This is a genomic window from Kocuria sp. NPDC057446, assembly GCF_042802875.1.
Taxonomy (GTDB): domain Bacteria; phylum Actinomycetota; class Actinomycetes; order Actinomycetales; family Micrococcaceae; genus Kocuria.
This window is the reverse complement of record NZ_JBHVDI010000020.1, coordinates 18,751-35,284: the sequence shown is the minus strand read 5'-3', so window position 1 is coordinate 35,284 and position 16,534 is coordinate 18,751. Positions and strand designations below refer to the sequence as shown.

Below are 16,534 nucleotides of genomic sequence, written 5' to 3'. Positions count from 1 at the left end.
CCCGGAGGCGCGGCAGCCTCCGGGAGCTCCGGGGCGACGAGGGCGGCGAGCAGCCCGGCCACGAGCCGGCGCGGGTCCACCTGGTGGTCGTCGGGGATCCGGAACGCGGCGGACAGCCGCGGGCTCAGGGCCGGCTCCAGGCCCCGGGCGGCGCGCAGGGTCAGCGGCTCCACGGTCATGCCGTGGCGCCCCTGCAGCTCGCGGAGGTCCGCCAGGGCCTGCCGGTCGGCGGCGTCCACGCCGCAGACCAGGGTCTCGGTGGCCCGGTGGCCGACCGTCCCCCCGGCGGCCCGCTCGAGGGCGGCCACGAACAAGGGGTACTCGGCGGCCGAGGCGCGCATGAGGGGGTACAGGGGCTCCTGCTGGTACTGGACCTCGCTCACCGGGGCGAGCATCCCGGCCGCGGCGCGGCTCGCGCCGGAGCCCGGTTCCGGGTCCACCACCACCACAGAGCGGCCGCGGCGGCGCAGCTCCCAGGCGGTGGCCAGGCCGATCACCCCGGCGCCGATCACGGCGACGTCGGCCCGGGCGTGCTCGGGCCGGCGGACGAACGGCTGGGGCGCGGTCGCGGGGACGGGGTGCGCGGAGGTCACACGGAACGTCCTTTCCTACGGCGGCATGACCCGCATCAGGTGTGGCGGTCGGCGCTGGACGCCCTCTCAGCCCCCGGTGGGGCTCCCGCAGAACCGCTGACCTATCATCAGCGTGTGACCCACCCTACCCGTGACACCTCCGCCCCCGCCGAGTCCTCCCTGCGAGAAGCCCGGACGGCCCGGCTCCTGGCCGCCCGGCTGTACGTGTGCACCGACGCCCGCCGGGACCGGGGCGATCTCGAGGAGTTCCTGCACGCCGTCTGTGCCGGCGGCGCGGACATCGTGCAGCTGCGGGACAAGGGCGTCGACGCGGACGAGGAGATCGCCGCGCTGCGGCTGCTGGGCCGGGTCGCCGCCGAGTACGGCACCCTGGTCGCCGTCAACGACCGCGCCGACGTCGCCGCGCTGGTGGGCGCCGACGTCTTCCACGGGGGTCAGCACGACCTCACCCCCGCCCAGGCCCGGCAGCTGCTGGGCCCGGACGTGCTGATCGGGCGCTCCACCCACGACCTGGGCCAGGCCCGGACGGCGCTCGAGGACCCGGACGTCGACTACTTCTGCACGGGTCCCGTGTGGGCCACGCCCACCAAGCCCGGGCGCCCGGCCACGGGCCTGGAGTTCGTCCGCGCGGTCGCCGAGCTGACGGAGGCCCGCCTCGACGAGGGCCCGGAGGTCCTGCCCGTGCCGTGGTTCGCCATCGGCGGCATCGACGAGCCGCGGCTGCCCCAGGTGCTGGAGGCCGGGGCGCGCGGCGTCGTCGTCGTCCGCGCCGTCACCGAGGCCCCCGATCCCCGCGTGGCCGCGGGCCAGCTGCGCAGCCTGCTCCCCGCCTGAGCCCGGCAGGTTGCCGCTCCGGCTCTCCGCCCGGGCTCCCTCCCCGCTCCCCGCCGCCGTCCAGCCCGTTCTGAGAGCATGGACGCAGGACGACGACGGAGAGGTGGCCCATGGACCCCGAGCTCGACCCCCAGGTGCGGCACGCGGTGGAGCGTCCCGCGGAGACCGCCCGCGGCCCGGAGGACGTGCAGCTGCGCGTCCGGCTGGCCGGTGAGCCCGCCCGCCGCGCCCTCGGCACCCACTGGGAGCAGGGGGCGCCCGAGGACGCCGCGCCGAGCGACGACCGGCTCGCCGCCGCCGTGCTGCTCGCGACCCTCTTCGGCGACACCTTCTGGCTGGAGCGCGCCGCCCGGCTGCCCAGCGACGTGCCGGGGTGCCCGTCCGCGCCGCCCGGCGGGCTGCTGGAGCTGACCCGGGTCCCGGGCGCCCGGGCGGCCATGGCCGCCGTGCTCGAGCGCCCGCTGCTGACCGGCCTCCTGGAGTGGGGCACCAACCCGCTGCCGGAGCAGCCGCCCCTGGTCGTGGCGCGGGCCGCCCGGGACCTGGGCATCCCCGACGACGGGCGCGTCTACAAGGTGGTGCGCCGCCGCGCCGAGCGCTTCCTGGCGCGGGAGCACGACGGCTCCGAGCCGCTCGAGCAGTTCGTGACCCTGCTGGACGAGGCGGAGCGGGGCCACCGCGAGGACGGTCCCGTGCTCTCGGGCGAGACCCTGCCGCCGGCGGCTCCCCCGGCATCGGGCCCGGCCACCGGATCTTCCTCCGCGACCGGACCGGCCGCGCCCGGCGACGTCCGCCCGGGCACGCCCCCGCCGGGTGCCCCGCCGGCGGGCTCGCCCGAGAACCCTCAGTGGGGGGTGAGCCCGGCGAGCCCGGCCCCGCCGCCACCCGGCCAGTTCCCCGGTCAGCACCCCGGACCGGGGGCACCCGGCCCGGGCGGCCCGGGACACGGTGCCCCCGGGTACGGCCCCGGGGACCAGCAGCCCGGAGCACCGGGGGCCGGGGCGCCGGGCGCCTCCGGACCGGTGTTCGGCCCCGGCCCCGGCGGGTGGCCGCCGCGACCGGCCGAGCCCGAGGAGGACGACTCCGACAACCTCAAGGCGTGGGGGTTCGTCTTCCTGGGCATCCTGGCGGTGATCGCCGCCCTGATCTTCATCCTCTGATTGCCGCATGCTCTGACCACTGCGCGGACGGGGCCCGGCCCTCCGGGACGGTCCCGCCGGACGATCAGCGCTGGCCGTGCGGCTCGCCGTCGGCAAGGATCGGGGACATGGACATGCACCACGAACGGCTCGGCGCCGGCAGACCCCTGCTCCTGATCCACGGCCTCGGCTCGACCCGGCGGACCTGGGACCCGGTCCTGGACGGCCTGGCCGCCCACCGCGAGGTGATCGCCCTGGACCTGCCCGGCTTCGGCGCCACCCCGCCCCTGGAGGGAGAGGTGACGGTCGCCCGCCTCGCCGACGCGGTCTCCGGCTTCATCGACGTCCACGGGCTGACGGGCGTCGACCTGCTGGGGAGCTCGGTCGGGGCCCGGCTCGTGCTCGAGCTCGCCCGGCGCGGTGTCGGGGGGACCGCCGTGGCCCTGTCCCCCGGGGGCTTCTGGACCCCCCGCCAGCGCCGCCTCTTCGGCGCCTCGATCGGCGCCTCCGTCCGGCTGGTGCGCACCCTGCAGCCGGTGCTCCCGGCGCTGACCCGGAACCCGGTCACCCGCACCGCGCTGCTCGCCCAGCTCAGCCCCCGGCCGTGGGCGCTGGACGAGGGCCTGGTCCTGCGCGAGCTGCGCGCGTGGGCGTCCTCCCCCGGCTACGACGCCCTCCTGCGGGCCCTGGTGCACGGGCCCGATCAGGACGGCGCCACCCGCCTGCGGACGCCGGGGGACGTCGTGATCGGCTGGGGTCGCCAGGACCGGGTGGTCACCCCGGGCCAGGCCGAGCGCGCCCTCCAGCGGTTCCCCGACGCCGAGCTGCACTGGTTCGACTCCTGCGGCCACTTCCCGATGTGGGACCGGCCCGCGGAGACCGTCGAGCTCGTGCTGAGCCGGACGAGCGGGACCGGCTGAGCCGGAAGGGGTCCCACCGGGAACCCATTTACTTGCACCGGAAAGCTTCTCGGGCTATTGTTGGGGACACATCAACCAAAGCGCCGCCCCTGCCGACGGAGAACCCGAGATGCCGATCTTTCCCCAGAACCCCGACCCCCGGAGCCTGACCGCGCGCCCCGCCGAGGACCTGCTGTCCGCGGACACCCGGATGGGCGCCGTGGAGCTGCTGGTCTCCGACCTGGACACGATGGTCGCCTACTACTCGGACGCCGTCACCCTCGACGTGCTCGCCCACGCCGGGGACACCGCGGTCCTGGGCCGGGACGACCGGACGATCGTGCGGCTGCGCCAGGTGAAGGAGCTGCCGCCGGCCCGCCGCGGGCAGGCCGGGCTGTTCCACACCGCGGTGGTCTTCGAGGACGAGCCCGCCCTGGCCGCGGCCCTGGCGTCCGTGGCCACGCTGGCACCGCGGTCCTTCACCGGCAGCGCCGACCACCTCTACAGCCAGGCCTTCTACTTCGACGACCCCGAGGGCAACGGCGTGGAGCTCTACACCGACCGCCCCCGCGACACGTGGCGGCGGGAGCCCAGCGGCCTGCTGACCCTGGCCTCCAATCCCCTGGACCCGAACGGCTTCCTGCAGGAGCACCTGGTGGAGCAGGACGGGCGGCGCCCGGCGGCACCGCCGGCCGCCCTCGGCCACGTCCACCTGCAGGTGGGCGACATCCCGCTGGGTCGGCAGTTCTACGTGGAGGTCCTGGGCTTCGAGGTGATGAGCGACATCGGCTCGGCCCTGTTCATCGCCGCCGGCGGCTACCACCACCACATCGCGCTCAACACCTGGCACAGCGCCGGAGCGGGCCCGCGCGCGGCGTCCCTGGGGCTGGGCCAGGTCAACATCGACCTGCCGGACGCCGACGACGTCGCGGCCCTGGAGTCCCGGCTCGCCGACCACGGGATCGCCACCCGGCACGACGGCGCCGTGCTGCGCTTCGAGGACCCCTGGAGCACGCTGATCCAGGTGGGCGTCGCGGCCTGAGACCGGCTCAGCCGCCGGTGAGGAGCACCAGGGCGAAGTAGAAGACCGAGGGCACGAGCAGGCACCCCATGCCCGTGAAGAAGGTCGCCGTCATGGCGCCGTAGGGCACCAGCCGCTTGTCGGTGGCGGCCAGTCCTCCGGCCACCCCGGACGTGGTGCCCATCAGCCCGCCGAACGCCATGGCCGACTTGTAGTTGTTCAGCTTGATCAGCGGGGCGATGAGCGGGGTGCCGACCATGACGGCGACCGCCTTGACCAGACCGGCCGCCACGCTGAGCGCGATGACCTCGCTGCTGGCGCCCAGCGCCGTCCCGGTGACCGGGCCGACGATGTAGGTGGCCGCGCCGCCGCCGATGGTCGCCATGCTCACGGGGTCGGTGTAGCCGAAGCCGGCCGCGATGGCCGCACCGACGACCGCCGAGACGAAGACGCCGAGCAGGATGGCGAGCACCCCGGTGAGCCCGGCCTTCTTGATCTCGTCCAGGTCCACCCCGTAGGCCGTGGAGACGATGGCGAAGTCGCGCAGCATGGCGCCGCCCATCACGCCGACGCCCGCGAAGACCGCCACGTCCGCGAGACCGCGCTCGCCCCCGGTGTGCAGGCCGCCGAAGTAGGCGAGGACGAGCCCCACGGTGATGGCGATGGCCGAGCCCTGGAGCCGGCCGCGGGTCAGCTTCCGGGAGAGGTGGTTCGAGACGAGGATGAGCACCCCGACCAGGAGGAAGGCGAAGACGAGGCCGTTGGCCTCCAGCAGTCCTGCGACGACGTCGGTCATGCGACCTCCTCCATCTCCGGCTCGCGCCCCAGGGGAGGCAGCGGTTCCGCCTGGCCCCCGATCCGGGCGAGGACCGGCACCAGGGCGGCGCCGGCCACGAGGGCCGCGAGCCCGACCAGCAGCGCCATGGGGCCGCCGGCCACCGCCGAGACCACGTTCTGGGTGGCGGCCATGGCCACCACCGAGACCACGTTCTGGGTGGCGGCCATGGCCACCACGATCGGGATGTACATGGCGCTCCAGAAGAACACGCCCTGCTCGGTGGCCGAGGGCAGCATGCCGGCCCGGCGCATCCGGTGGGTGACGAGCACCAGCAGGACCATGGCGAAGCCGACACCGCCCACGTTGGCGTCGACCCCCATCAGCAGTCCCAGGAACTCACCGACCAGCATGCCGACCAGGAAGCACCCGGCCAGTACCGCAACACCTGTGATGATCATGTCCGCTCCTCAGCTCGTCGGTCCGGTCGGGGCCTGCTGGAACAGGCCGGCGTGCTCCTGCCGCAGCACGGCCTTCTGGATTTTGCCCATCACGTTCCGCGGCAGCTCCTCGGCGAACTCCACCCGCCGCGGCTGCTTGAACCGGGCCAGGCGCGGCCGGACGGACTCGAGGATCGCCTCCGGATCGGCGGAGGTCCCGCCCTGGGGCACGACGACGGCGATGGGCGCCTCCCCGAGATCGGGGTGCGGCACGCCGACGACGGCCGACTCCCGCACCGAGGGGTGCTCGTCGATGAGCTCCTCGATCTCCTTGGGATAGATGTTGTAGCCGCCCGAGATGATGAGGTCCTTGTCCCGGCCGACGATGGAGAGGTAGCCGTCGTCGTCGATCACCCCCAGGTCCCCGGTGACGAAGTAGCCGTCGTCGGTGAACTCCTCGGCGGTCTTCTCCGGCTTGTTCCAGTACTCCCGGAACACGTTGGGACCCGCCACCTGGATCGAGCCGACCCCCCCGGCCGGGAGCGCGGCGTTCGTCCCGCGCTCGACCACCCGGATGTCGATGCCCGGCAGCGGCGGGCCGACCGTGCCGGCCCGGCGCTCGCCACGACAGGGGTTGGAGCACATCATGCCGGTCTCGGTCATGCCGTAGCGCTCGAGGATGGCGTGGCCGGTGCGGTCCCGCCACTCGTGGTGCGTCTCGGCGGTCAGGGGCGCCGACCCGCTGACGAACAGCCGCATGCGCCCCGTGCGCTCGGCCGTCAGCTCCGGGTGCCGGAGCAGCCGGGTGTAGAACGTGGGCACCCCCATGAGCACCGTGGACTCCGGCATGAGGTCGAGGACGGCCTGCGGGTCGAACTTCGGCAGGAAGTGCATGGTGGCCCCGGTGGTCACCGACATGTTGACGGCCACGAAGAGCCCGTGGATGTGGAAGATCGGCAGCGCGTGGATGAGCACGTCGTCCGACGTGTACTCCCACGCCCCGGTCAGGGTGGCGCAGTTGCTGGCGAGGTTGCGGTGGGTCAGCACCGCGCCCTTGGAGCGCCCGGTGGTGCCCGAGGTGTAGAGGATGGCCGCGGGGGTGTCCGGCTCGACGGCGACCGGTGGCGCCGGGGGAACGTCCTCCTGCGCGAAGAGCGTGCCGGTCCGGTGCGGGCCCATCGACACGAAGACGACGCCCTCGGGGCTTCGCCCGGCCAGCTCCGCCTCCTCGCCAGGACTGCAGACGAACAGCGCGGGGCGGGCGTCCTCGACGAAGTACTGGAGCTCGCTGCCGGTGTACGCGGTGTTCAGGGGCAGGTAGATCCCGCCGACCCGCAGGGTGGCCAGGTAGAGGGCGATGACCTCCGGCAGCTTCTCGACCTTGGCCGCGACCCGGTCGCCCGGGCGCACGCCGAGGGCGGTCAGGGTTCCCGCCAGTCGCCCGGTCAGCTCGTGCATCTCGGCGTAGCTCAGCCGGCGCCCGTCCGGCTCGACGGTGAGCGCCTTGTCGCCGTGCCTCGCCACGGCGTCCTCGAACAGCTGCTGGATGGTCTTCATGTCGTCTCCTCGGTGGTGGTCTGTCGGTGGGCGCCGCCCGCGCCGCGGGTCGCCGTCGCGGGGACCCGCTCGGGTCCGGTGCCGTCGAACCCGGTGCTGTCGGGCTCGCCCCTGTCGTGCCCGGTCCTGCCGGGCCCGTGGCGGTCGCCGGGGGCGTCGTAGAGGTAATTGACCATGAGCCCGCAGGACTGGTCGAGGACGTGCTGCTCGGTGCTCGCGGGCCAGTTGATCCGGTCCAGCACGGCGCCGTTGCGCAGGTGGAACCGGGCCACGCGGTCCACGGGTCTGCCCCGGCTGTCGGTGCTCTCCAGGAGGTAGCTGCGGGCCGCGGCGACGACCGCCGGGCGGAGCGCGGCGACGGCGCCGGCCGGGGCCCCGGCCCGGAGGGCCGCGTCCGCCTCCTCGGCCAGGCTCCGGCCCCCGGCCCGGCCGGCCGGCTGCGCCTCGAGCCAGCGGCGGAAGCCCGGCACGGGCGAGAGCGTCACGAAGGTGGTGACCTCCGGGTCGTGCCGGCGCACGTGGGCGATCACCTGCTTGATGAGGTGGTTGCCGAACGGGATGCCGCGCAGACCGGGGAACGTGTTGTTGATGGAGTAGAGCGTGGCCACCGTGCGGGCGGATTGCTGCCGCGCCCGGTCGAGATCGGTGATGAACTCCGTCGAGGAGGGGACCTCCTCCGTCACGGCCACCTCGACGAAGATCAGCGGGCGGTCCCCCATCGAGGGGTGCAGGAAGGCGAAGCACTTGCGGTCCGTCGGCTCCAGCCGGGAGCGCAGGTCCGCCCAGCCGCCGAGCGGGTGCACCGACTCGTACCGGAGGATGTGCTCCACCAGCGAGCTCGGCGAGTCCCAGGAGAGCTCGTGCAGCTTGAGGAAGCCGGCGTTGAACCAGGACCGGAACAGGTGCAGGAAGTCCTGGTCCACGGGCTCGAGCTCGGGGTGCTCGGCCAGCACCTCCAGGAAGCGCGAGCGCATGGACACGAGGCGGAAGGTGCCGTCCTCCGCGAGGTTCAGGGCCCGCAGCAGCGCCTGGCGGGGCGACTCGCTGACCGCGTGCAGGTGCTGGGCCGACTGTTGGGTGGGGGTGGCCTGCCAGCGGGCGATGGCGGCGTCGACGGCGGCCGGGGCCGCCACCAGGTCGTGGTGGAGGTGGTGGAAGAACGCGGCCTGCCCCTCGGGGGCGAGCTCCTCGCACGCGTCCAGCACGGAGGAGGCCAGGGTCGGCTTGAAGTGGCCGTCGCCGACGTCGAGCAGCGCGGCGCACTGCTCGATCAGCCGCCGCGGCAGGTGGGGTGAAGCGTCCATGGTCGGCTCCTGGAGGAAATGATGTGTACATCTCGAGCGTTGTTGTATATATCACTGCACTGTAGAGCATTCGTGTGAGCTGTGCCACAGATCGGCTGGGATAGATTGGGACCGAGCGTCGAAGGAGCAACGATGACCGAAGCCGTGCGCGTGCGGCGGGGCCTCGAGGAGGCCATCGTCGCCGGCCGCTACCGGCCGGGCGACAAGCTGGACCTGACCAGCATCTCCGCGGAGTACGGGTGCTCCCGGACCCCGATCCGCGATGCGCTCCAGCACCTCAGCAACTCCGGGATGGTGCAGATCCGGCCGAAGCACGGGACGTTCGTCTCCCGGCTGAGCGTGCGCGAGCTCGCCGAGCGGTTCGAGGTGATGGCGGACCTGGAGGGCCTCTGCGCCGAGCTGGCCGCCCGGCGGATGTCACCGGAGGCGGCCGCGGAGATGACCACGTGGCTCGAGGCCTGCCAGCGCTTCGTGCAGGCGGGCGACCCGGACGGCTACTACGACGCCAACAGCCGCTTCCACCGGGCCGTCTACGCGGGCTCCGGCAACGAGTTCCTGCGCGCCGAGGCGGAGAAGCTGCAGGGCGTCCTGGAGGTCTACCGCCGCCTCCAGCTGCGTGCGGGCGACCGCATGGTCAGGAGCCTGGACGAGCACCGGGCGATCGCGGAGGCCGTCCTGGGGCACGACGCGGAGGCGGCCCGGGTGCGGGCGCGGGCCCACGTGAAGATCCAGGGAGACGAGTACACCGAACTGGTCCTGAGGAGCGAGACATGAGCAGCAACGACGACACCACAAGCAAGGACTTCGAGCAGGCCGTCAACATGACCGCCGGCCAGCTCTCCGACTGGCTGGAGACCGACGAGTCCACCTCGGTGGGCCAGGACGACGGCGGGGAGTCGGTGGGCCACCGCTCCGGGCGGCGGATCGTGGAGATCCTGCGCACGCCGAAGGGCGAGCGCACCGACGACGACCACGAGCACATGCGCACGGTGGTCGGCTACGTCCACCGCCACCTGGCCCAGCGGCCCGAGGGCGACGTGCGGGAGACCCGCTGGCGCTACTCCTTGATGAACTGGGGCCACGACCCCCTCAAGGACTGAGCTCCGGCGGTGGACCCGGTCCTCCGGAGAGGACGGCCGGCACTCCAGCACATAATTGCAGTTGTGCAAAACGTGCAGTAGTGCAAAACTAGGGGCGTGAACGACGACGCCCCTCCCACCCTGCGCGCCCGCAAGAAGGCCGAGACCTGGTCCGCCATCCACGAGGCGGCCGCCGCCCTCGCGGTCGAGCACGGGGTCGAGGGCGCCACGGTGGAGGCCGTGGCCGCCGCGGCCGGCGTCTCCCCGCGCACCTTCTTCAACTACTTCCCCGCCAAGGAGGACGCCGTCCTGGGGATGCGGGCCCCCTCGCTGGACCCGGCGCTGCTGGAGGGGTTCTCCCTCGGGCACGACCTGCTGGGCCAGGTCTCGCGGCTGCTGCTCGCCGTGACCCGCAGCGCCTACGCCGGCCAGGACGCGGACCGGCGGCGACGGCTGCTGCAGGCCCATCCGGGTCTGGGCCGCCGGCGGCACGAGCTGATGCTCGAGGCCGAGGACCTGGTGCGCCGCACCCTCGCGGAGCTGCTCTCCCGGGACCCGCAGTGGTCGGCCGGGCTCGGCGAGCACGGCGTGGACGAGGTCGCCCGGATGCTGGTCATCCTCGGCGGCGTCCCGCTGCGCTTCGCGATCACCGCCGAGGGATACTCCCCCGCGCACGGCCTGCCGGCCGAGGACCACGAGTCGGCACTCACCCTCTTGCACCGTCTCCAGGAGAAGCTCTCATGACCCGCACCCCCGCCCACCGGGCCGAACCGGGCACCGGCTCCCGGCACCTCGTGCTGCTCTTCGTCGGCCTGATGCTCTCCATGCTGCTGGCCGCGCTGAACCAGACCGTGCTCAGCACGGCGCTGCCCACGATCGTGGGCGAGCTCAACGGGGTGGACGAGATGCTGTGGGTGATCACGGCCTACATCCTGGCCTCCACGATCATGATGCCCGTCTACGGCAAGCTCGGGGACCTGATGGGCCGCAAGCCCCTCCTGCTGGGCGCGATCCTGGTGTTCATGGCCGGGTCCGTGGTGGGCGCGCTCGCCGGCACCATCGAGGTCCTCATCACGGCCCGCGCGATCCAGGGACTGGGCGGCGGCGGGCTGATCATCCTCTCCCAGGCCGCGATCGCCGACGTGGTCCCCGCCCGGGAGCGCGGCAAGTACATGGGCGTCATGGGCGGGGTGTTCGCGGTGTCCTCGGTGGCCGGCCCGCTGCTGGGCGGGTTCTTCACCGAGGGCCCCGGCTGGCGCTGGGTCTTCTGGATCAACATCCCGCTCGGGCTGCTGGCGCTGGCCGGGGCCGTCCTGTTCCTCAAGCTCCCCCGGCACAGCGGCCGGCCGCGCCTGGACGTCGGCGGGATGGTGCTGCTGGCCGTGGCCACGACCTGCCTGGTGCTGTTCGCCACCTGGGGCGGCGGCAAGTACGCCTGGACCGACCCCGTGATCCTCGGCCTGATCGCCGGGACGCTCGTGAGCGCCGCGGCGTTCGTGGCCGTGGAACGGCGCACGGCAGAGCCCATCATCCCGATGCACCTGTTCCGCGAGCGCAACTTCGTCCTGACCACGCTCGCCGGGCTGCTCACCGGCGTGGCGATGTTCGGCGCCCTCGGCTACCTGCCCACCTATCTGCAGATGGTCTTCGGTGTCGACGCCACCACGTCCGGGCTGCTGATGGTCCCGATGATGGGCACCCTGCTCGTGACCTCGGTGCTCGCCGGGCAGGCGGTGAGCCGCACCGGGCGCTACAAGTGGCTGCCGGTGGCCGGCAGCGTGATCGTGGCCGCCGCCATGGGACTGCTCTCCACCCTGACCCCCGAGCAGGAGGTGTGGCACGTGTGCCTCTACATCGCGGTCCTGGGCCTGGGGCTGGGCCTGTCCATGCAGCTGCTGGTGCTCATCGTGCAGAACACCTTCCCGCTGCGGCAGGTCGGCACGGCCACCGCCGCGAACAACTTCTTCCGCCAGATCGGCGCCACCCTGGGCTCCGGGGTGGTCGGCAGCGTCTTCGCGAGCCGGCTGGCCGAGCTGATGGCCGCGCGCCTCCCGGCGGCGGCGCTCGAGGGCGGTGCGGGCGAGGCCAACTCGCTCACCCCCGCCGTGGTCGCCTCCCTGCCGGAGGCGCTGCGGAACCCCGTCGTGAGCTCCTACAACGACGCCCTGACGCCGATCTACCTGTGGATCCTGCCGCTCGGGCTGCTGGCGGCCGCCGTGCTGTGCTTCGTGGTCGAGAAGCCGCTGGCCACGACGATCGAGACGGACGCCGAGCCCCCCACGGACGCTGCGCCAGAGGCGCCCTCCGAGGACCGGCCGGACGGCACCGGCGCCGGGCCGGAGAATCCGCGCACCGGCCACGGGGACCGGGCCGGCACGGACCCGCGCCGGGGCCCGCACCGGGAGCCGCACGGCGACCCGGCCGATCTCGAGCCGGCCGCCGCGACGCGGTAGCGGCCGTCGGGCCGCCGTGGCACAGTGGCCCTGACCGGTCGGGCGACAGCACGGACCGGCGCGCACGAGCAGAGGAGCAGCGGATGAGTCTGAGCAAGGGCACCAAGGTCACGTGGAACACCCCGCAGGGCACCACCGAGGGCACCGTGGTCGAGAAGAAGACGGAGGACTTCGAGCTGGACGGCCGCACGTACCGCGCCAGCGCGGACGATCCGCACTACATCGTGGAGTCCGACAGCTCCGGGGCCCGCGCGACCCACAAGGCGGACGCCCTCACCGAGGCCTGACCGCGGACCGGGCCCGGCGACCGGCCCCGTGCGACCGACCGGCCCTGCCCGGCGTTCAGCCGCGGACGCCGGGGGTGCCCCAGACGAAGGGGCCGTAGGACGGGCCGGCCGGTTCGAGGTACTCGACGTCGGCCGCGGGGATCAGGGCGCCGGGGCTGTAGCCGTCGGCCTCGCAGCGCACCAGCACGACCATGCCCAGTTCGACCGGCTCGTAGGGCGCGCACAGCACCACCTCGCCCGCCCGCAGGTCCAGGCCGGCACGGTCGGCGCGCATCCGGTAGCGGGCCACGTGAGAGACGGTGATGGACGCGACGGGCACGATGACCGGCCCCACCCCGATCCCCGGAAGGGTCTCGAGGGGTCCCGTGTCGTCGGGCACAGAGGTCAGTTCGGAAAGGCTCATGGCGGGGTTCTCCAGTCGTGCGAGCGCATCAGGAGCTGCGGTGGGCCCTGGTGCCGGGCGGGGTGCTCGACGACGCTGTCCTGATCCATGATAGAGATCCACGTCACACGAGGGAAGCCTCCTTCGCATCGGTCCAGCCGGGGCCGGAGAAGATGCACGAAGGTGCAGGACCCGGTGGCGCGACCGTCGCCGGGCGTCACAATGTCCTGGCCGTCGCGCTCCCGACCCTGCTCCCACCTGGGACGATGCGACCGACCGCCGACTGTGACGCACGGAACGCCCGGTCCGCGGCGGCGCGGCCCCGAGCCCCGCATATCTTCGCTGTCATGAGCTACGAGGAGTCGATGCCGTGATCACCATCAACATGAACAGCGCCGCGCTCTGCCGGCTGGAGCAGCAGGACCGGACGAGGCAGGGCGCCCTGGCCGGCAGCGGGACCGCGGCGAGCGCCGACCGGCGGGATGCCCCGCCGTCCGAGGCCGTTCCGCCGATGCCGGAGCACACCCGGGGCTGATCGCCCCGGCCCCGATCAGCGGGCGCCGGCGAGGCTGCTCGCCCGCACCACCCCGAGATGGGCCTGGCGGCCGGCGCCGACGATGCCGGCGGCGTTGCGCAGCTGCGCGGGGGCCACGCGGGCGCGCAGCCTCAGGTGCGGCAGGAAGTCCTGGTGGCGCTCGCTGATGCCGCCGCCGAGGACGATCAGGTCCGGCGAGATGAGGCGCTCGAGGTGGGAGAGGTAGCGCTGGAGCCGGTCCGTGTAGGCCGGCCAGTCCAGGGCCTCCACCATCCGGGCGGAGGCGCCGGCCCAGCCGTCGACGTCCCGGCCGTCCAGCCACACGTGGCCGAACTCGCTGTTGGGGATCAGCTCCCCGTCCAGGAACAGCGCCGAGCCGATCCCGGTGCCCAGCGTGATGACCAGCACCGTGCCGGCCGCGCCGCGGGCGGCGCCGAAGCGCACCTCGGCGAGCCCGGCGGCGTCGGCGTCGTTGAGCACGGCGACCTCGCGCCCCAGCCCGACGGCGAGCAGCTCCCGGGCGTCGGTGCCGATCCAGGAGTCGTCGAGGTGGGCGGCCGAGCGGGCGATGCCGTGGTCGATGATCGCGGGCACGCCCACGCCGACCCCGGTCAGCGGCCCGCCCGGACCCGGAGCGCCCTCCAGCTTCTCGAGCACCCCGCGCAGGACGGCCACCACCGCGGCCGGGGTGGCCGGGTCGGGCGTGGGCACCCGGCGGACCGGGCCCACGGTGGCGCCGCGGACCGGGTCCACCACCGCGTACTTGATGCTGGTCCCGCCGATGTCCACCCCGAGGCAGCGCGCGTCGTCGTCGCCCCCGCGGGAGACGGGCGGGACGGTCGGGGGCGTCCGGACGGACGGCAGGGCACAGGTCATCTCACGGTCCTGGATCGAGGCGGGGACGGCGCGCCCGCGGGCGGGCGGCGCCTGTTCGACTGTACAACCGGACGGGGACGGCAATTATTCTCGGTCGATGCGTGACGCTCACCCCGGCCGCTCCGCAAGCACGGGCCGACCCGCTCCGGGCGTTCCCTACAATCGGGGGATCCGGATCCTCCGGCGCGGGCCCCGCCCCGCCCGGTGACCGGGCGACCCGCCGCCGTTCGAAGGAATTCCCGCATGACCAGCTCCCCCACCACCGCGTGGCCCGTGCCGCAGAGGACCACCACCCGGGTGCTGCTCGCCTGCTGGCTGGCGATCCTCGCCGAGGGCTACGACGTGGGCGTGCTCGGCGCCGTCCTGCCCGCCCTGGCGGAGCACCGGGAGTGGGACCTCACACCGCTGGAGCTCGGCGGCCTGGGCTCCTACGCCCTCGTCGGCATGCTCGTGGGGGCCATGGTCATCGGCACGCTCTCGGACCGGGTCGGCCGGAAGAAGATGCTGCTGGTCTCGATGGCCATCTTCACCACCATGCAGCTCGGCGCGGCGCTGGCCCCCACCCCGGAGGTCTTCGGGCTGTTCCGGCTGCTCGGCGGCCTGGGCATGGGCGGGATCATCCCCGTGGCCGCGGCTCTGACCATCGAGTACTCCGCGCCGCGGCGTCGGTCCTTCAACTACGGGCTGATGTACTCCGGCTACTCCCTCGGCATCCTGGCGGCCGCGCTCGTGGCGATCGCCCTGCTGCCCACCCTGGGCTGGCGCTGGGTGGTCGGCGTCGGGTTCCTGCCCGTGGTCCTGCTGCCCGTGGTCGCGAAGCTGCTGCCCGAGTCCCTCGAGTACCTCGTGGGCAAGGGCCGCCGCGAGGAGGCCGCCCGCCTGGCGGAGCGCCTGCACGTGGCGCCGTTCGTCGAGAGCGACTGGACGCCGGTGCGCTCCGAGGAGGCGAAGGCGCGCTCGGTGGGCTGGAAGCAGTCCCTGGCGGCCATGTTCTCCGGCGGCTACCTGCCCGCCACGGTGTTCTTCTGGATCTCCCTGTTCTGCGGCATGGTCCTGGTCTACGGCCTCAACACCTGGCTGCCCTCGATCATGCGCTCGGCCGGCTACGAGCTCGGCCCGGCCCTGACGTTCCTGGTGGTCTTCAGCCTCGCCTCCGCCGCCGGCGGCATCGCCCTGGGCCGCGCCGCGGACGCGTACGGCAAGAAGCTGATCCTGGTGGTCTTCTACCTGCTGGGCGGGGTCGGCATCCTGCTGCTGATGTTCCCCAACAGCATCGTGGTCAACTACGTGTTCGTGGCCCTGGCCGGCATCGGCTCGATCTCCACCTCGCTGGTGCTCACCGGCTGGGTGGCCGAGTACTACCCCGCCCACTCCCGTGCCACCGCCACCGGGTGGGCCCTGTCCTTCGCCCGCGTCGGCGCGATCTCGGGCCCGCTCATCGGCGGCTGGATCGGCTCCATGGCCCTGCCGTTCCAGTGGAACTTCGTGGTCTTCGCCGCCGTGGCGCTCGTGGCCGCCGGGGCCGTGGCGCTGATTCCCCGGTTCCCGGGCCCCGCCGGGCCGTCGTCCCGGCGCGCGTCACCGGGACGCGCCGAGGCTGCGCCGGCCGCGCGCGGCTCCTGATCCGCTCGATCCAACGGCATGCCCACGGCACCCGGTCCTCGAGGGTCCTGCGACCGTCCGAAGACGGCCCCGGCGTCCTCGTCCCGGACGTGCTCCACCCGGCAGGGTCGTGGTCCAGTGCCGGCCTACACCGAGGACCCGTCGTCCCCCTGCAGGTGGGCACGCTCGCCGTCGTGGTCGAGGACGGTGAGGATCTCCACCGGACCGCCCTGAGCCACGATGGCGTGCGGGACCATCGTGGAGAACTGCGCCGCCTGACCGGCCTCGACCACGATGACCCGCTCCCCCAGGTGCAGGCGGGCCGTCCCGGAGAGCACGGTGAACCAGTCCCGCCCCGGGTGCACCGCGAGCCGCTCCGGGGCGGGCGGCCGTCCCGGCAGGATCCGCATCTTGGCCACGGTCATCCCGTGCAGCGCCCGCTCGGAGGACAGCAGCCACATCGTCAGCCCCGGCGTGCTGCTGGGCTGGGGGCGGATCACGACGTCCTCGTCCTCGGGGGACTCCACGAGCTGGTCGAGCGAGGTGTCGAGCGCCCGGGCGATGGGCACCAGCTGGTCCAGGGCGATCCGGCGGTGCCCGGTCTCGAGCCGGCTCAGCGTGGACGGGCTGAGGTGGCACCGGGCCGCGAGCGCGTCCAGGGACCAGCCCCGCGCCAGCCGGAGACCGCGGATGCGCCGGCGGATCACGGCGTCGAGATCCAGTTCTTGCGTCATGGGCAAGATGCTATGTCCCGAACG

General features: G+C 73.6%; 19 protein-coding genes and 1 riboswitch. Of the genes, 11 read left to right on the top strand and 8 right to left on the bottom strand.

All coding sequences use genetic code 11. The annotated features are described in order from the left end of the window. On the bottom strand, positions 1 to 593 hold a 593-nt coding region (locus ACFU0Y_RS04510; RefSeq protein WP_380213252.1), incomplete at its 3' end, for an FAD-dependent oxidoreductase. Continuing rightward, positions 589 to 692, bottom strand: a riboswitch (TPP riboswitch). Its footprint overlaps the gene before it by 5 nt. Before the next feature lie 15 nt (positions 693 to 707). Between ACFU0Y_RS04510 and thiE the strand changes: the two genes are divergently transcribed. From thiE to ACFU0Y_RS04490, 4 genes are all read left to right on the top strand, one after another. Further along, entirely contained in the window at positions 708 to 1,427 is a 720-nt protein-coding gene (gene thiE / locus ACFU0Y_RS04505; protein WP_380213251.1) for a thiamine phosphate synthase, read from the top strand. Positions 1,428 to 1,537: 110 nt separating this feature from the next. Continuing rightward, a complete protein-coding gene (locus tag ACFU0Y_RS04500) occupies positions 1,538 to 2,587 on the top strand; it encodes a hypothetical protein (RefSeq protein ID WP_380213250.1) in 1,050 nt (349 codons plus the stop codon). Between the two features lie 107 nt (positions 2,588 to 2,694). Then, positions 2,695 to 3,486 (top strand): alpha/beta fold hydrolase, encoded by a 792-nt coding sequence (locus ACFU0Y_RS04495; protein ID WP_380213249.1) that lies wholly within the window; start codon positions 2,695 to 2,697, stop codon positions 3,484 to 3,486. A 109-nt stretch (positions 3,487 to 3,595) separates the two neighbouring features. Beyond that, positions 3,596 to 4,507, top strand: coding sequence for a VOC family protein (locus ACFU0Y_RS04490; protein ID WP_380213248.1), 912 nt, complete (start codon positions 3,596 to 3,598; stop codon positions 4,505 to 4,507). 7 nt (positions 4,508 to 4,514) lie between these two features. Here ACFU0Y_RS04490 and madM read toward each other — a convergent pair whose 3' ends face one another. The 4 genes from madM to ACFU0Y_RS04470 are packed head-to-tail and all read right to left on the bottom strand — an operon-like array spanning position 4,515 to position 8,562. Next, entirely contained in the window at positions 4,515 to 5,282 is a 768-nt protein-coding gene (gene madM, locus ACFU0Y_RS04485; protein WP_380213247.1) for a malonate transporter subunit MadM, read from the bottom strand. Next, positions 5,279 to 5,722, bottom strand: coding sequence for a malonate transporter subunit MadL (madL, locus tag ACFU0Y_RS04480; RefSeq protein WP_380213246.1), 444 nt, complete (start codon positions 5,720 to 5,722; stop codon positions 5,279 to 5,281). Before madL ends, madM begins: the two co-directional genes overlap by 4 nt. A gap of 9 nt (positions 5,723 to 5,731) precedes the next feature. Continuing rightward, positions 5,732 to 7,258, bottom strand: a complete 1,527-nt coding sequence (locus tag ACFU0Y_RS04475; RefSeq protein WP_380213245.1) for an AMP-binding protein — start codon at positions 7,256 to 7,258, stop codon at positions 5,732 to 5,734. Then, positions 7,255 to 8,562, bottom strand: a complete 1,308-nt coding sequence (locus tag ACFU0Y_RS04470; protein WP_380213244.1) for a malonyl-CoA decarboxylase domain-containing protein — start codon at positions 8,560 to 8,562, stop codon at positions 7,255 to 7,257. Before ACFU0Y_RS04470 ends, ACFU0Y_RS04475 begins: the two co-directional genes overlap by 4 nt. A gap of 132 nt (positions 8,563 to 8,694) precedes the next feature. Here ACFU0Y_RS04470 and ACFU0Y_RS04465 point away from each other — a divergent pair, with 132 nt between their 5' ends. The 5 genes from ACFU0Y_RS04465 (at position 8,695) to ACFU0Y_RS04445 (ending at position 12,381) form a co-directional block, all read left to right on the top strand. Continuing rightward, positions 8,695 to 9,336 carry a GntR family transcriptional regulator gene (locus ACFU0Y_RS04465; protein WP_380213243.1) on the top strand — a complete coding sequence of 214 codons (642 nt, stop codon included), beginning with the start codon at positions 8,695 to 8,697 and terminating at the stop codon, positions 9,334 to 9,336. Next, positions 9,333 to 9,662: a DUF3140 domain-containing protein gene (locus tag ACFU0Y_RS04460; RefSeq protein WP_380213242.1), complete on the top strand. Its 330-nt coding sequence runs from the start codon at positions 9,333 to 9,335 to the stop codon at positions 9,660 to 9,662. Before ACFU0Y_RS04465 ends, ACFU0Y_RS04460 begins: the two co-directional genes overlap by 4 nt. Before the next feature lie 96 nt (positions 9,663 to 9,758). Beyond that, positions 9,759 to 10,385 carry a TetR family transcriptional regulator gene (locus ACFU0Y_RS04455; protein WP_380213241.1) on the top strand — a complete coding sequence of 209 codons (627 nt, stop codon included), beginning with the start codon at positions 9,759 to 9,761 and terminating at the stop codon, positions 10,383 to 10,385. Next, positions 10,382 to 12,094, top strand: a complete 1,713-nt coding sequence (locus ACFU0Y_RS04450; protein WP_380213240.1) for a DHA2 family efflux MFS transporter permease subunit — start codon at positions 10,382 to 10,384, stop codon at positions 12,092 to 12,094. The genes ACFU0Y_RS04455 and ACFU0Y_RS04450 overlap by 4 nt, the downstream gene beginning before the upstream one ends. 83 nt (positions 12,095 to 12,177) lie before the next feature. Next, complete coding sequence (locus ACFU0Y_RS04445; protein WP_344122123.1) at positions 12,178 to 12,381, top strand: DUF2945 domain-containing protein; 204 nt, start codon at positions 12,178 to 12,180, stop codon at positions 12,379 to 12,381. A gap of 55 nt (positions 12,382 to 12,436) precedes the next feature. Here ACFU0Y_RS04445 and ACFU0Y_RS04440 read toward each other — a convergent pair whose 3' ends face one another. Then, the gene (locus ACFU0Y_RS04440) at positions 12,437 to 12,784 is read right to left on the bottom strand and encodes a hypothetical protein (RefSeq protein WP_380213239.1); all 348 of its coding nucleotides are present in this window, start codon (positions 12,782 to 12,784) and stop codon (positions 12,437 to 12,439) included. A gap of 349 nt (positions 12,785 to 13,133) precedes the next feature. On the opposite strand from ACFU0Y_RS04440, the gene ACFU0Y_RS04435 reads away from it, so the two are divergent. Further along, on the top strand, positions 13,134 to 13,298 hold the full coding sequence (locus ACFU0Y_RS04435) for a hypothetical protein (RefSeq protein WP_380213238.1): 165 nt from the start codon (positions 13,134 to 13,136) through the stop codon (positions 13,296 to 13,298). 15 nt (positions 13,299 to 13,313) lie between these two features. Here ACFU0Y_RS04435 and ppgK read toward each other — a convergent pair whose 3' ends face one another. Continuing rightward, complete coding sequence (gene ppgK, locus ACFU0Y_RS04430) at positions 13,314 to 14,174, bottom strand: polyphosphate--glucose phosphotransferase (RefSeq protein WP_380213237.1); 861 nt, start codon at positions 14,172 to 14,174, stop codon at positions 13,314 to 13,316. Positions 14,175 to 14,417: 243 nt separating this feature from the next. On the opposite strand from ppgK, the gene ACFU0Y_RS04425 reads away from it, so the two are divergent. Then, on the top strand, positions 14,418 to 15,797 hold the full coding sequence (locus ACFU0Y_RS04425; RefSeq protein ID WP_380213236.1) for an MFS transporter: 1,380 nt from the start codon (positions 14,418 to 14,420) through the stop codon (positions 15,795 to 15,797). Between the two features lie 125 nt (positions 15,798 to 15,922). Here the strand turns inward: ACFU0Y_RS04425 and ACFU0Y_RS04420 are convergent, their stop codons facing one another. Further along, the gene (locus tag ACFU0Y_RS04420; protein ID WP_380213235.1) at positions 15,923 to 16,510 is read right to left on the bottom strand and encodes a helix-turn-helix domain-containing protein; all 588 of its coding nucleotides are present in this window, start codon (positions 16,508 to 16,510) and stop codon (positions 15,923 to 15,925) included. Between the last annotated feature and the right edge of the window lie 24 nt (positions 16,511 to 16,534).

What these genes read in the sequence shown, in the direction of transcription:
- ACFU0Y_RS04500 (WP_380213250.1), top strand. Translation starts at nt 1,538, where the DNA reads ATGGACCCCGAGCTCGACCCCCAGGTGCGGCACGCGGTGGAGCGTCCC.
- ACFU0Y_RS04495 (WP_380213249.1), top strand. Translation starts at nt 2,695, where the DNA reads ATGGACATGCACCACGAACGGCTCGGCGCCGGCAGACCCCTGCTCCTG.
- ACFU0Y_RS04490 (WP_380213248.1), top strand. Translation starts at nt 3,596, where the DNA reads ATGCCGATCTTTCCCCAGAACCCCGACCCCCGGAGCCTGACCGCGCGC.
- madM (WP_380213247.1), bottom strand. Translation starts at nt 5,282, where the DNA reads ATGACCGACGTCGTCGCAGGACTGCTGGAGGCCAACGGCCTCGTCTTC.
- madL (WP_380213246.1), bottom strand. Translation starts at nt 5,722, where the DNA reads ATGATCATCACAGGTGTTGCGGTACTGGCCGGGTGCTTCCTGGTCGGC.
- ACFU0Y_RS04475 (WP_380213245.1), bottom strand. Translation starts at nt 7,258, where the DNA reads ATGAAGACCATCCAGCAGCTGTTCGAGGACGCCGTGGCGAGGCACGGC.
- ACFU0Y_RS04470 (WP_380213244.1), bottom strand. Translation starts at nt 8,562, where the DNA reads ATGGACGCTTCACCCCACCTGCCGCGGCGGCTGATCGAGCAGTGCGCC.
- ACFU0Y_RS04465 (WP_380213243.1), top strand. Translation starts at nt 8,695, where the DNA reads ATGACCGAAGCCGTGCGCGTGCGGCGGGGCCTCGAGGAGGCCATCGTC.
- ACFU0Y_RS04460 (WP_380213242.1), top strand. Translation starts at nt 9,333, where the DNA reads ATGAGCAGCAACGACGACACCACAAGCAAGGACTTCGAGCAGGCCGTC.
- ACFU0Y_RS04450 (WP_380213240.1), top strand. Translation starts at nt 10,382, where the DNA reads ATGACCCGCACCCCCGCCCACCGGGCCGAACCGGGCACCGGCTCCCGG.
- ACFU0Y_RS04445 (WP_344122123.1), top strand. Translation starts at nt 12,178, where the DNA reads ATGAGTCTGAGCAAGGGCACCAAGGTCACGTGGAACACCCCGCAGGGC.
- ACFU0Y_RS04440 (WP_380213239.1), bottom strand. Translation starts at nt 12,784, where the DNA reads ATGAGCCTTTCCGAACTGACCTCTGTGCCCGACGACACGGGACCCCTC.
- ppgK (WP_380213237.1), bottom strand. Translation starts at nt 14,174, where the DNA reads ATGACCTGTGCCCTGCCGTCCGTCCGGACGCCCCCGACCGTCCCGCCC.
- ACFU0Y_RS04425 (WP_380213236.1), top strand. Translation starts at nt 14,418, where the DNA reads ATGACCAGCTCCCCCACCACCGCGTGGCCCGTGCCGCAGAGGACCACC.
- ACFU0Y_RS04420 (WP_380213235.1), bottom strand. Translation starts at nt 16,510, where the DNA reads ATGACGCAAGAACTGGATCTCGACGCCGTGATCCGCCGGCGCATCCGC.